Origin of the sequence: Streptomyces mangrovisoli, assembly GCF_000974985.2 — a bacterium.
Classification (GTDB): domain Bacteria; phylum Actinomycetota; class Actinomycetes; order Streptomycetales; family Streptomycetaceae; genus Streptomyces; species Streptomyces mangrovisoli.
This window is the reverse complement of record NZ_LAVA02000068.1, coordinates 29,548-43,561: the sequence shown is the minus strand read 5'-3', so window position 1 is coordinate 43,561 and position 14,014 is coordinate 29,548. Positions and strand designations below refer to the sequence as shown.

The 14,014-nt window shown below is 72.7% G+C and carries 9 protein-coding genes; 6 read left to right on the top strand and 3 right to left on the bottom strand.

The features are described 5' to 3' along the window. Window positions 1-86: 86 nt before the first annotated feature. The 4 genes from nirB (at window position 87) to WN71_RS26460 (ending at window position 4,556) form a co-directional block, all read left to right on the top strand. The gene (gene nirB / locus WN71_RS26475) at window positions 87-2,696 is read left to right on the top strand and encodes a nitrite reductase large subunit NirB (protein WP_046589363.1); all 2,610 of its coding nucleotides are present in this window, start codon (window positions 87-89) and stop codon (window positions 2,694-2,696) included. Next, complete coding sequence (gene nirD / locus WN71_RS26470) at window positions 2,693-3,067, top strand: nitrite reductase small subunit NirD (RefSeq protein WP_046589361.1); 375 nt, start codon at window positions 2,693-2,695, stop codon at window positions 3,065-3,067. Before nirB ends, nirD begins: the two co-directional genes overlap by 4 nt. 33 nt (window positions 3,068-3,100) lie before the next feature. After that, the gene (locus WN71_RS26465; protein ID WP_046589360.1) at window positions 3,101-3,685 is read left to right on the top strand and encodes a TetR/AcrR family transcriptional regulator; all 585 of its coding nucleotides are present in this window, start codon (window positions 3,101-3,103) and stop codon (window positions 3,683-3,685) included. Window positions 3,686-3,755: 70 nt separating this feature from the next. Continuing rightward, entirely contained in the window at window positions 3,756-4,556 is an 801-nt protein-coding gene (locus tag WN71_RS26460) for an SDR family NAD(P)-dependent oxidoreductase (protein ID WP_046589358.1), read from the top strand. 81 nt (window positions 4,557-4,637) lie between these two features. Here the strand turns inward: WN71_RS26460 and WN71_RS41560 are convergent, their stop codons facing one another. The 3 genes from WN71_RS41560 to WN71_RS26445 form a co-directional block, all read right to left on the bottom strand. Further along, window positions 4,638-5,078, bottom strand: coding sequence for a hypothetical protein (locus tag WN71_RS41560; protein ID WP_046589356.1), 441 nt, complete (start codon window positions 5,076-5,078; stop codon window positions 4,638-4,640). Between the two features lie 171 nt (window positions 5,079-5,249). After that, window positions 5,250-7,970 (bottom strand): pyruvate, phosphate dikinase, encoded by a 2,721-nt coding sequence (gene ppdK, locus WN71_RS26450; protein ID WP_046589354.1) that lies wholly within the window; start codon window positions 7,968-7,970, stop codon window positions 5,250-5,252. 407 nt (window positions 7,971-8,377) lie between these two features. Beyond that, complete coding sequence (locus WN71_RS26445) at window positions 8,378-9,598, bottom strand: ROK family protein (RefSeq protein ID WP_206300149.1); 1,221 nt, start codon at window positions 9,596-9,598, stop codon at window positions 8,378-8,380. A 120-nt stretch (window positions 9,599-9,718) separates the two neighbouring features. Here WN71_RS26445 and WN71_RS26440 point away from each other — a divergent pair, with 120 nt between their 5' ends. After that, window positions 9,719-11,254, top strand: coding sequence for an MGH1-like glycoside hydrolase domain-containing protein (locus WN71_RS26440; RefSeq protein WP_046589350.1), 1,536 nt, complete (start codon window positions 9,719-9,721; stop codon window positions 11,252-11,254). After that, window positions 11,251-13,188, top strand: coding sequence for an amylo-alpha-1,6-glucosidase (locus WN71_RS26435; RefSeq protein ID WP_046589349.1), 1,938 nt, complete (start codon window positions 11,251-11,253; stop codon window positions 13,186-13,188). The genes WN71_RS26440 and WN71_RS26435 overlap by 4 nt, the downstream gene beginning before the upstream one ends. Window positions 13,189-14,014 lie beyond the last annotated feature (826 nt).

Here is a 14,014-nt window from a genome sequence, read left to right as displayed (position 1 = left end):
CCCGCACCCCACACACCCGCACCCGCAGACCCCCGCCCCACCCAGGCCGTGGGCCCCTGCGCGACCGTCCACGACGGAGGCTCCCGATGACCGCCGCCACCCCGGGGGCCACCCCCACGATCGTGCTCGTCGGCCACGGCATGGTCGGCCAGCGCTTCCTCGAAGCCCTGGCCGAACGCGGCCTGACCGCCACCCACCGCGTGGTCGTGCTGTGCGAGGAGCCGCGCCCCGCCTACGACCGGGTCCAGCTCACCTCGTACTTCTCGGGCCGCAGCGCCGAGGAACTCTCCCTGACCGACCCGCGGTTCATCGAGGACCACGGCATCGAGCTGTACGTCGGCGACCCGGCGGAGCACGTCGACCGCGCGGCGCGCACGGTGACGGCCCGCTCCGGCCGGGTGTTCGACTACGACGTCCTCGTCCTCGCCACCGGCTCCTACCCGTTCGTGCCGCCCGTCCCGGGCAAGGACGCCGAGGGCTGCTTCGTCTACCGCACCATCGAGGACCTGCTCGCCATCGAGGAGTACGCGAGGTCGCGGGCGACGACGGGCGCGGTGGTCGGCGGCGGGCTGCTCGGCCTGGAGGCGGCCGGCGCGCTGAAGGGCCTCGGACTGGCCACCCACATCGTGGAGTTCGCGCCCCGGCTGATGCCCGTGCAGGTCGACGAGGGCGGTGGCGCGGCCCTGCTGCGGACCATCGAGGAGATGGGCCTGACGGTGCACACCGGCACCGGCACGCAGGAGATCGTCACCGGCACCGACGGCGCGGTCACCGGCATGAAGCTGTCCGACGGTTCCGAACTGGCCACGGATCTGGTGGTGTTCAGCGCCGGTGTGCGGCCCCGCGATCAACTGGCCCGGGACTGCGGCCTGGTGGTCGGCGAGCGCGGCGGCATCACGGTCGACGCGCAGTGCCGTACGGTCGGCGACGAGCGGGTCTTCGCGATCGGCGAGTGCGCGCTGGCATCCGACGGCCGGGTGTACGGCCTGGTCGCGCCGGGCTACGAGCAGGCCGAGACCGCGGCCGCGACGATCGCCGCGGACGAGGCGTCCTTCACCGGCGCCGACCTGTCCACGAAGCTGAAGCTGCTCGGCGTGGACGTCGCGTCCTTCGGCGACGCGCACGGCACCGCCGCGGACTGCCTGGACGTCGTCTACTCCGACGCCCGCTCCGGCCTGTACAAGAAGCTGGTCATCGGCCGGGACGGCACGCTGCTCGGCGGCATCCTGGTCGGCGACGCGGAGACGTACGGCACGCTGCGCGCGCTCACCGGGACGGTCCCGCCGATCGCGCCGGAGTCGCTGGTGCTGCCCGCGGGCGCCGGCGGGCCGGTCCAGTTCGGCCCGTCCGCGCTGCCGGACGAGGCGGTGATCTGCTCCTGCCACAACGTCACCAAGGGCACGATCCGCGGCGCGGTCACCGACCACGCGTGCACGTCGGTGCCCGAGGTGAAGAAGTGCACCAAGGCCGGTACGGGCTGCGGCAGTTGCGTGAAGGTGCTCGGGCAGCTGGTCGACGCCGAGCTGGCCGCGAACGGCGTCGAGGTCGACAAGGGCCTGTGCGGCTGCTTCGCGCGGACCCGCGAGGAGCTGTACGAGATCGCGCTCGCCCTGCGCATCAACACCTACCAGGACCTGCTCGACCGCTACGGCCGCGAGGGCGCGCGGGGCGGCGACGGCTGCGAGGTCTGCAAGCCGGCCGTGGGCTCGATCATCGCCTCGCTCGCCCCCAGCATCGGCGCGAGCGGCTACGTCCTGGACGGCGAGCAGGCCGCCCTCCAGGACACCAACGACCACTTCCTCGCCAACCTCCAGAAGAACGGTTCCTATTCGGTCGTCCCGCGCATCCCCGGCGGGGAGATCACCCCGGAGAAGCTGATCGTCATCGGCGAGGTGGCCCGGGACTTCGGCCTCTACACGAAGATCACCGGCGGTCAGCGGATCGACCTGTTCGGCGCCCGGGTGGAACAACTGCCCCTGATCTGGGCACGGTTGGTCGACGCGGGCTTCGAGTCGGGCCACGCGTACGGAAAGGCGCTGCGCACCGTCAAGTCCTGCGTGGGGCAGACCTGGTGCCGTTACGGCGTCCAGGACTCCGTGCGCATGGCGATCGACCTGGAGCTGCGGTACCGGGGGCTCAGGTCGCCGCACAAGCTGAAGTCCGCGGTCTCCGGATGCGCCCGCGAGTGCGCCGAGGCCCAGTCGAAGGACTTCGGCGTCATCGCCACCGCGAACGGCTGGAACCTCTACGTCGGCGGCAACGGCGGCGCGACCCCGCGCCACGCGGACCTGCTGGCGCAGGACCTCTCGGACGCCGAACTCGTGCGCCTGATCGACCGGTTCCTGATGTTCTACATCCGCACCGCGGACCGCCTCGAGCGGACCTCGACCTGGCTGGAGCGGATCCCGGGCGGCCTGGACCATGTGCGCGAGGTGGTGGTGGAGGACTCCCTCGGCATCTGCGAGGAGCTGGAGTCGCTGATGACGGCGCATGTGGCCCACTACCGCGACGAATGGGCCGGGACCATCGAGGACCCGGAGAAGCTCGCCCGGTTCGTGTCCTTCGTCAACGCCCCCGACACGCCCGACCCGGTCGTCGCCTTCGTCCCGGAGCGCGACCAGATCAAGCCCGACCTGCCGCTGCTGTCGATCGGCATGCGTCCCGCCGAAGACCTCCTGGAAGGAAGCGCCCGATGACCCTGGCTCCCGAGACCACCGACCTGAAGGTCCAGCTGCTGCTCGACGGCGACTGGTTCACGGTGTGCGACCTCACCCGGCTGGTCCCCGGCCGGGGGGTGGCGGCCCTGCTGCCCGACGGACGCCAGGTGGCGCTGTTCCGGGACCGCGAGGGCACCCTGTACGCGGTCGGCAACCGCGACCCGTTCGGCGGCGCCGCGGTCCTCTCCCGCGGCCTGACCGGCACCCACCGGGGCCGCCCGTTCGTCGCCTCCCCCCTGCTGAAGCAGCGCTTCGACCTGCTGTCGGGCCAGTGCCTGGACGACGAGTCGGTCCGCATCCCGACGTACGACATCCGCGCCGCGCAGGCGGTCGCCGCCGAACTTTCTTGACCGATCGTTCCATCCCTGCCTACGCTGCGGCGCATGGCGAGGACCAAGGAGTTCGACCCCGACGCGGCGCTCGGGGCGGCGCTGGAGCTGTTCTGGCGGCGCGGCTACGAGGCGACGTCGATGACGGACCTGGTCGAGCACCTCGGCATCGGGCGCGCCAGCCTCTACGCGACCTTCGGCAACAAGCACGATCTGTACCTGAAGGCACTGGAACGCTACGACCGGGCCGGGCACGGCACCCATGTGCGGGAGCTGTCCCGGCCCGGTCCCGCACTGCCCGCCGTACGCGCCCTCGTGCGCCGCTACGCGGACGAGGCGACCGCCGACGACCTGCGGCGTAACGGGTGTTTCGTGACCAACACGGCGGCCGAGCTGGCCCCGCACGACCCCGCCGCGGCGCGGCGGGTCGAGCGCAGCTGGGACCGTCTGGAGACGGTTCTGCACACGGCCCTGGTCCGCGCCCGCGAACAGGGCGAACTGCCCGCCGACCGCGACCCGCTCACCCTCGCCCGGATGCTGCTGGTACTGCTGCAGGGCCTGCGGCTGGTCGGCAAGGCGTCCACCGACCCGGCCCGGGTACGGGACGCGGCGGAACAGGCGCTGACCCTGCTCGACTGAGAGCCCCTCGACGGCGAGGGGCTTCTCTGTCATCTCATACTGAACCGATCGGTCAAGAACAGGGGACCTCATGCCCACCACCACCCTCTCGGCCACCACCACATCGGCCGCCGCCCGCTTCACGGACCGGACCGCGCTGGTCACCGGCGCGGGCTCCGGCATCGGCCGGGCGATCGCCCTCGCGTTCGCCGCGGAGGGCGCCCGGGTCGTCGTGGCGGGCCGGCGCCACGACCCGCTGACGCGGACCGTCCAGCTGATCGAGGAGCTGGGCGGCAAGGCCCTCGCGGTCACCGCCGACGTCTCCCGGGCCGCCGACCACGAGGCCCTGGTGCGGGCCGCCGTGGACCGCTTCGGCTCGCTGGACGTGGCGGTCAACAACGCCGGGGTGTTCCGCGGCGGCGCGCCGCTGGCCGAGCTGTCCGAGGCGGACTGGCAGGACCAGCTGGAGACCAACGTCACCGGCGTCTTCCTGGCCCTGCGCGCCCAGGTCCGCCGGATGGCCGGACAGGAGTCCGGCGGCGCGATCGTCAACGTCGCGTCCACGTTCGGCGCCCATGCCCGCGTCCCCGGGGCCACCGCGTACGCGGCCACCAAGGCGGCCGTGGCCGCGCTCAGCCGGGGCGCGGCCCGCGACCACATCGGGGACGGCGTACGCATCAACGCGGTGAGCCCCGGCGCGACCGACACCCCCATGTCGCTGCGCCCCGGCGAGACGGAGTCGGACCGCGCCACCCGCGCCCGCACCGCCCTGCCCCTGGGCCGCATAGCGGCGACCCGCGAGGTCGCGGCAGCCGTCCTCTACCTGGCCTCGGACGACGCGGCGTCGGTGGTCGGCACGGACCTGGTCGTGGACAGCGGCGCGACGGCCTGACACCGGGTCCGAACGGGCAGCGCACACCGACCGCCCCGGCCCGCCCCCCTCACCCCACCGCGCACACGACGGACCGCACCGTTACGACTCCTTGGTGAACTTCACGTCCAACCCGCACGGCGCATCCCGGTCGTCCGTCGCGCACAACGCCGTGCCGCCGTCCACCACCGCGAGGTCGATGCGGCAGTCCTCGGCCGCACCGTGGAACGAAAGACCGATCCAGGAGCCGGACTTGGCGGTCTTCTCCGCGATTTCGGTGTTCTTGCCCTCTGCCACGTAGAAAGCCCAGCCGCCTTCGGAGGGCTTTCCGGTGCACATTGCCTCAACGAGGTTCTTCGAGTCGAGATGACTGGCTGCGAAGGTCCGGTCAGGGGCAAAGCTGAACTTCTCGCCGTGCGGTCCCACCCAGTTCCCGGCGATTCGGCCAGCCGCGACCTTGGTCGTCGGCTGACTGCCTGCACATGCGCTGAGCAGCAGAAACGGCGCCAGCGCGGCGCAGATTTTCAGGGTGGTCCGATGCACGCGGACACGATAGCAACGGGGTGGCACAGAGCGTTGTCTTGACACTCTGGGCCAGGCCATGCCCTGAAGGGCGGCACCCCCGCACAGGGTGCCGCCCTCCTGGTGGTCCGGAGCCGTCGCCCATCGGTGCTGAGGGTCGGGGACGGACGTCGGCTCCGGGGTTCGGTGCCGCTAGCGGTGGTCGCTGCCCTGGGCGGTGGACGCGGCGCGGCCGGCCTCCAGGCGGGCCACCGGGATGCGGAACGGGGAGCAGGAGACGTAGTCCAGGCCCACCTCGTGGAAGAAGTGGACGGACTCCGGGTCGCCGCCGTGCTCGCCGCAGACGCCGAGCTTCAGGTCGGGGCGGGTCGCGCGGCCCGCCTCGGCGGCCAGCTTCACCAGGGAGCCGACGCCGTCCCGGTCGATCGTCTCGAACGGGGAGACGCCGAAGATGCCCTTCTCCAGGTACGCGGTGAAGAAGCTCGCCTCCACGTCGTCCCGGCTGAAGCCCCACACGGTCTGGGTGAGGTCGTTGGTGCCGAAGGAGAAGAACTCGGCGGCCTCCGCGATCTGGCCGGCGGTCAGGGCGGCGCGCGGCAGCTCGATCATCGTGCCGATGGCGAGCTTCAGCTCCGTGCCCGTCGCGGCCTGGACCTCCGCGATGACCTGGTCGGCCTCCTCGCGGACGATCTCCAGCTCCTGGACGGTGCCGACCAGCGGGATCATGATCTCGGCGCGCGGGTCGCCCTTGGCGGCCTTGCGCTCCGCCGCGGCCTCCGCGATCGCCCGCACCTGCATGGTGAACAGGCCGGGGATGACCAGGCCGAGACGCACGCCGCGCAGGCCCAGCATCGGGTTCTGCTCGTGCAGGCGGTGCACGGCCTGGAGGAGGCGGAGCTCGTTCTCGTGGGGCTCCTGACGGGACTCGGCGAGGGCCACACGGACCGAGAGTTCCGTGATGTCCGGCAGGAACTCGTGCAGCGGCGGGTCGAGCAGGCGGATGGTGACGGGCAGTCCGTCCATCGCCTTGAACAGCTCGACGAAGTCCTGCTTCTGGAGCGGCAGCAGCTCCTTGAGGGACTCCTCGCGCTCGGCCTCGGTGTCGGCCAGGATCAGCCGCTCCACCAGCTCGCGCCGGTCGCCGAGGAACATGTGCTCGGTGCGGCACAGGCCGATGCCCTGGGCGCCGAACCGGCGGGCGCGCAGCGCGTCCTCGGCGTTGTCGGCGTTGGCGCGCACCCGCAGCCGGCGGACCCGGTCGGCGTACCCGATGATCCGGTGCACGGCCTCGACCAGCTCGTCGGCGTCGTCCGCGCCCGCGTGCATCCGGCCCTCGAAGTACTCCACGACCGGGGAGGGCACGACGGGCACCTCGCCGAGGTACACCTTGCCGCTGGAGCCGTCGATGGAGATGACGTCGCCCTCCTCGACGACGTGCCCGCCGGGCACGGTCATCCGGCGGCGCTTGGTGTCGACCTCCAGCTCCTCGGCGCCGCAGACACAGGTCTTGCCCATGCCGCGGGCGACCACGGCCGCGTGCGAGGTCTTGCCGCCGCGGGAGGTCAGGATGCCCTCCGCGGCGATCATGCCGTCGAGGTCGTCGGGGTTGGTCTCCCGGCGGACCAGGATGACCTTCTCGCCGGAACGGGACCACTTGACGGCGGTGTACGAGTCGAAGACCGCCTTGCCGACCGCCGCGCCCGGCGAGGCCGCGATGCCCCGGCCGACCTGCTGGACCTTCGCGTCCTCGTCGAAGCGCGGGAACATCAGCTGCGCGAGCTGGGCGCCGGTGACCCGCTGGAGCGCCTCGGCCTCGTCGATCAGGCCCTGGTCGACGAGCTGGGTGGCGATGCGGAAGGCCGCGCCCGCCGTGCGCTTGCCGACGCGGGTCTGGAGCATCCACAGCTGGCCGCGCTCGATGGTGAACTCGATGTCGCAGAGATCCTTGTAGTGGTTCTCCAGCGTCTCCATGATCTGCATCAGCTGGTCGTACGACTTCTTGTCGATCGACTCCAGCTCGGCGAGCGGGACGGTGTTGCGGATGCCCGCGACGACGTCCTCGCCCTGCGCGTTCTGCAGGTAGTCGCCGTACACGCCCTGGTGGCCGGAGGCGGGGTCGCGGGTGAAGGCGACGCCGGTGCCGGAGTCGGGGCCGAGGTTGCCGAAGACCATCGAGCAGACGTTGACGGCCGTGCCGAGGTCGCCCGGGATGCGCTCCTGGCGCCGGTAGAGCTTGGCGCGGTCGGTGTTCCAGGAGTCGAAGACCGCGTGGATGGCGAGGTCCATCTGCTCGCGCGGGTCCTGCGGGAAGTCGCGGCCGGCCTCGGCCTTGACGATCCGCTTGAACTTGGTGACCAGCTTCTTCAGGTCGGCCGCTTCGAGGTCCGTGTCGACGGTGACCTTCTTGGCGTCCTTGGCCGCGTCGAGGGCCTCCTCGAACAGCTCGCCGTCGACGCCGAGGACCGTCTTGCCGAACATCTGGATGAGGCGGCGGTACGAGTCCCACGCGAAGCGGTCGTCGCCGGCCTGCCCCGCGAGGCCCTGCACGGACTTGTCGGAGAGACCGATGTTCAGGACGGTGTCCATCATGCCGGGCATGGAGAACTTCGCCCCGGAGCGGACCGACACGAGGAGGGGGTCGTCCGCCTGCCCGAGCTTCTTGCCCATCCGGGCCTCGAGGGCGTCGAGGTGCGCACTCACCTCGTCACGCAGTGCCGCGGGCTCCTCGCCACTGTCGAGGTAGACCTTGCACGCCTCGGTGGTGATGGTGAACCCGGGGGGAACGGGGAGACCCAGGTTGGTCATCTCGGCGAGGTTCGCGCCCTTGCCGCCGAGGAGGTCCTTGAGGTCCTTGTTGCCCTCGGTGAAGTCGTAAACGAACTTCGCTACGTGGGAATCTTTGTTTTCCGACACGGGTCTCGACTCCTCGAGGACTCGGTGGCTGCCCTGACGGCCAGGAACATACCCAGATCGAAGGCTCATGGGTACGTCCACTCGCGCGTCATGCGCCCGTAACCAGTCGTCCGCCAGCGGATCGAAAGTCAAAGCTTGGCAAGCCGTCGGGGCCGGATGTTTTCACTTCTTGAACGCAACTGCGCCCTCAGGGGCCGCCATGGCGCTCAAATGAGCAGCTCACTCCACGTCTGATTTCGATCGATGAACGATCAAGGGGTGGCACCCAGTGCCACCCCTTGAGGAAGTGCAGTCGCCCATGATCCGCTCATCTGAGCGCATCCCTTATCAAGGGTGGCGAGAATCACGCTTTCACAGGCGCCGGAATTTCACCATGCGGACGTGGTCGTGGAACGGAAACGCGCCCGTCACACCCCCAGCGCCGACAGGCGCTCCTCCACCCGTTCGGGCGCGTACAGGTGCTCCACCACCAGCGCCCCGGCCCCGACCAGGCCCGCCCGCTCCCCGAGCCGCGAGGTGACCACGTCCAGATGAGCGGTCGAGCGCGGCAGCGCCCGCTGGTAGAGCAGTTCCCGTACGCCGGTCAGGAACGGCGTGCCGGCCAGGTCGCCCGCGATCATCAGCACGCCCGGGTTGAGCAGCGTGACGACGGTCGCGAGGACGTCCCCGACCCGCCGCCCGGCCTCCCGGGCCAGCGCCGTCGCCTCCGGGTGCCCGTCCGCCAGCAGCCCGCGCACGTCCGAGCCGGAGGAGGCGCTCACCCCGGCCTCCGCGAGCCGCCGGGCCACCGCGCCACCGCTGGCGACGGCGGCGAGGCAGCCGTAGGAACCGCACCGGCACAGCGCCTCCGCGCCCACCCGGATATGGCCGATGTCGCCCGCGCCGCCGTCGATCCCGCGGTAGACCGAGCCGTCCACCACGACCCCGGCGCCGATGCCCGTCGACACCTTGACCAGGACGAACGCCGAGCAGTCGGGGTATCCGGTGCGCTGTTCGCCGTACGCCATCAGGTTCGCGTCGTTGTCGACGAGGACCGGCACGGCCGGGGCGCCGGTGCGCTCGGTGAAGGCACGGGCGAGCCGGCCCCGTATGTCGTAGCCGTCCCAGCCGGGCATCATCGGGGGCTGCACGACCCGGCCGGTCTCGCTGTCGACCGGTCCGGGCACCGCGAGCCCGATCCCGCAGACGTCGTCCACCGACTGCCCGGCCCGCTCCAGCAGCCCGGCGAACCATCCGCCCAGCTCGCCGAGGACCGCGTCGGGGCCGTCCTCGATCACCAGCGTGCCGGCGCGCTCGGCGAGCAGCTCGCCGGTCAGGGTGAGCACGGCCGCGCGCGCGTGCCGGGTGTCGAGGTCGGCGGCGAGCACGACGGCATGGGAGTCGTCGAACTCCAGCGTGATGGAGGGGCGCCCGCCGAGCGGCGAGTCGACCGGGCCGCCCGCGCCCTCGCGCAGCCAGCCCGCCCGGAACAGCCGGTCCAGGCGCTGCCCGACGGTCGCCCGGGACAGCCCGGTGGCCTGCTGGAGCGCGCCGCGCGTGGTCGCCCGCCCGCTGCGCACGAGCTCCAGCAGATCGCCCGCGCCGGCCTGGCTCGCGCCCTTGCCCGTCCTTCCGGGACGTCCCGTCATGCGCACCCCCTTGTGTTTCTCAACTCTGCATTACATATTGAGTTTTGCGTGTTAAATAGGCGTAACCCTACGGTAGCCCTGACCGAACCGGTCGGCCCGACGTCTTCCGGGGAGCCCCGAGTGGATCGCACCGCCCAGCTGACCGCCCGCCTCGCGGAGCCCGCCATTGCATACGATCCGCCGTTCCCGGCCGGATCGCCGCATCTCAGGGCCGCACAGGTGCTGGAGAGCAACTGGACAGGAACGTCCACGGTTCCCTCGCGGGGGCTGTACCCGCACCAGTGGTCCTGGGACTCCGCGTTCATCGCGATCGGCCTCAGGCATCTGTCGCCGCTGCGGGCCCAGACGGAGCTGGAGACACTGCTGGCCGCGCAGTGGGCCGACGGCCGCGTCCCGCACATCGTCTTCAACCCCTCCGTGCCGCTCGACGCCTACTTCCCGAGCCCCGACTTCTGGCGCTCCTCGACCGCGGGGCGCGCTGCGGGCGCCCCGCGCACCGTACAGACGTCCGGCATCGTGCAGCCACCGGTGCACGCGCTGGCGGCCTGGCTGGTGCACCGCGCCGATCCGGGGCTGTCGCGGGCCCGCGGCTTCCTGGCCCGCGCCTACCCGCGGCTGGCCGCCTGGCACCGCTATCTGCTGCACCGGCGCGACCTCGGCGGCGGCTCGCTGGCGTCCGTCGTGCACCCCTGGGAACAGGGTATGGACAACAGCCCCTGCTGGGACGCCCCGCTCGCGCGGATCACACCGGCCCCGGCCCGTTCCTTCCGCCGCGCCGACCTCGACCACGGGGCCGCCGAGGACCGGCCGACCGACCTGGACTACGGGCGCTACGTGCGGCTGGCCACCGACTACCGGGACGGCGGATACGCCGACGGCACGGACGCGACCGGCGGCTTCGCCGTCGAGGACCCCGCCTTCAACGCCCTGCTGATCGCCTCCGAACACGCCCTGGCGGAGATCGCGCACGAACTCGGCGCGACCGGCTCGGCCCGCCACGCGCGCGCCGAGCGGCTGACCGCGGCACTGGTCGAGCGGCTGTGGGACCCGGCGGAGGGCATGTTCTTCTGCCGCGACCTGCGGGCGGATGCACGGGGGCCGGACGGGGGCCATGGACGGGACGGGACCCGTGGCCCGGACGGCGCCCGGGGCGGCGTTCCCGGCGGCGCGCTCATCCCCGAGCGGAGCGTCTCCGGGCTCGTGCCGCTGCTGCTGCCCGAGCTGCCCCGCGAGATCGCGGGCGCGCTCGTCGCCACCCTGGCCGGCCCGCACTTCGGCCTCGGCCGCACCACCCGCCTGGTGCCCAGCTACGACCTGCTCGGCGAGGCGTTCGACCCGCACCGCTACTGGCGCGGCCCGGCCTGGTTCAACACCGGCTGGCTCCTGGAGCGCGGGCTGCGCACCCACGGCGAGCGGGAGCGGGCCGACGCCCTGCGGGAGGCGCTGCTGCGCACCGCCGAGGAGAGCGACTTCGCGGAGTACGTCGATCCGCGCACCGGCGAGCCCTGCGGCGCGCTCGGCTTCAGCTGGACGGCCGCACTCACGCTCGATCTGCTCCACGAGCCCCCCGAGGGGGGCGTGTCCCGCACCGGGACCGGCACGTTCGACATCAGCGACAGGCACATCAAGGGCGTCAAGGGAGGGGACCGGCCATGAGGGACCGGCATCACTTGCTCGTGCACGGCGCGACCTTCGCCGCGGTGGGCGACGGCGGCGACATCACGGGCGTCCGGGGCGCGGGCTCCCCGGACGGTCTGTTCGTCCGGGACGCCCGGCACCTCAGCCGCTGGCAGCTCACCGTCGACGGCGCCGTGCCGGAGGCGCTGACCCCGGTAGCCGACGGGGACACCGCAACCTGCGTCCTCGTCCCGCGCGGCGGCCGCAGCGAGCCGCCCGCGCACACCCTCTTCCGTGAACAGGCGGTCGGCGACAGCTCGTTCGTCGAGCTGCTGCGCGTGACCAGCAACCGCCCGGAGCCCACCACGGTCCGCATCGCGGTCACCGCCGACGCCGACTTCACCGACCAGTTCGAGCTGCGCTCCGACCACCGCACCTACACCAAGTCCGGCGCCGTCCGCTCCCGCCAGGTCATGGACGACGGCGTGGAGTTCGTCTACACGCGCGGGGACTGGCGCTCGTGTACGACGGTGACGTCGGACCCGGCCCCGACCGGCGTCGAGGAGACCGGCACCGGCGCCCGCCGCCTGGTGTGGACCCTCGAACTGGAGCCGCACGGCACGACCGAGCTGACGCTGCGCGTCATGGCCCGCCCCAACGGCGACCGGCGGGCGCTGCGCGTGCCCCGCTCCCCCGCCGCGCTCACCCGGCAGTTACTGGCGCAGGAGGGCGAGTTCGTCGAGGGCGTGGCCTTCCCGACCGGCTGGCCCGAACTCGCCGCGGCCTGCGCCCGGGGCCTCGGCGACCTCGCCTCGCTCCAGGTCCCGGCGGCCGGCCCGGACGGCGAGGAGCTGCGGGTGCCCGCGGCCGGCGCCCCCTGGTTCCTCACCCTGATGGGCCGCGACGCCCTGCTGACCTCGCTGTTCGCGCTGCCGTACCGGCCGCAGCTGGCCGCGGCCACGCTCCCGGCGCTCGCCGCCGTGCAGGCGACCTCGACCGTGGTCACGGCCGTCTCCCAGCCCGGCAAGATCGTGCACGAGGTGCGCCAGGGCGAGCTGGCCCACTTCGGCCAGGTGCCCTACGGCCGCTACTACGGCTCCGTGGACGCCACCCCGCTCTTCCTCGTGCTGCTCGGCGCGTACGTGGAGCACACCGGGGACACGGCCCTCGCCCGCCGCCTGGAACCGAACGCCCGCGCCGCGATCGGCTGGATGCTCGACCACGGCGGGCTCACCTCGCGCGGCTATCTGGTCTACCGCGCCGACCAGGGCGGGCTCGCCAACCAGAACTGGAAGGACTCCCCCGGCGCCATCTGCTCGGCCGACGGCACCCGCCCGAACGGGCCGGTGATGGCGGCGGGGGCCCAGGGCTACGCCTACGACGCGCTGCGCCGCACCGCCTGGGTGGCCCGCACCGCGTGGGAGGACGGGGTCTACGCGGCCCTGCTCGAACAGGCCGCCGCCGACCTGCGCGACCGTTTCCAGCGGGACTTCTGGATGCGGGACCGGTCCTTCCCGGCGCTCGCACTGGACGGCGAGGGCCGCCCGGTCGACGCGCTGGCCTCGGACGCCGGTCATCTGCTGTGGTCGGGGCTGCTGGACAAGGAGTACGGCGAACTCGTCGGCAGGCGGCTGCTGGAGCCGGACTTCTTCTCCGGCTGGGGCGTCCGCACCCTCGCCGCCGGGCAGCCGGCGTACCACCCGCTGTCCTACCACCGCGGCTCGGTCTGGCCGCACGACAACGCACTGATCACGCTGGGTCTCGCCCGCTACGGCCTGCACGACGAGGCCCGTACGGTGGCGCACGCCCTGGTCGACGCGGCGACCGCGACGGGCCACCGGCTGCCGGAGGTGCTCGCCGGCTACGGCCGCGACACGCACCCCGAGCCGGTCCCCTACCCGCACGCCTGCGTCCGCGAGTCCCGCTCGGCGGCGGCACCGTTGGCGCTGCTCACAGCCGTCGGGGGTGCCTAGGTCCTGTCTGGGGAACCGTTGGGCAGCCATTTGCCGGGTGTTTGCCGAGGTTCCTGAACGGGCGCGCGGAGCACGCCGTACGGACAAGTGGCGGGTCTTGAGCCTCCCCAGCGGGGCCCGCCACTCCGTCCACGGAACAGGGCTTCGCACGGAAGGAACCTCCGGGTTGCCGCAGCACACGAGCATTCGCCAGTCATCGGGAACGGCCGAGGCGGCCGAGGGCGAGGTCCTGCCGCCGGAGGCGGGCGACGCCGGGGCCGCCGCAGGGACGACGTCCGGGCACGAGGCCGTAGAACCGTCCGAGAACACGAACGAGACCGAGGGCGCGAGCGGGACCACGCCCGCGACCGGGGTCCCGGCCGACCCCGAGGTGTCGGCCGAGACCGAGACCGAGACCGCCGCGGTGTCCGAGTCCACGGCCGACCCGGCGGAGGCGGCCGGGGCGGTGGAGGCGGCCGGGGCGGTGGAGGCGGCCGAGGCGGACGCATCGGCCGCGGAAGCCGAGGCCACCGAACCGGCCGAGGAGACCGGGGCCGCCGCCGAGAAGGCCGAAGCGGCCGAGGAGCCTCAGGCGGAGACCCGGCCGGAGGCGGAAGCCGAGCCGGGGACGGTCACCGAGGCAGAGCCGCAAGCCGAGCCGGAGGCAGAAGCGGAGGCGGACGCAGAAGCGGAGGCCGAGGCGGAGGCGGAGGCCGCGGACACCGTCGCGGAGTCCACCACCGCCGAGGAACCGGCCGCCGACACCACCGCCGTCGCCGACACCACCGCCTCCGACACCCCGGACGCCGACCCGGACGTCACCCCCGAGGTCACCCCCGAAGCCGCT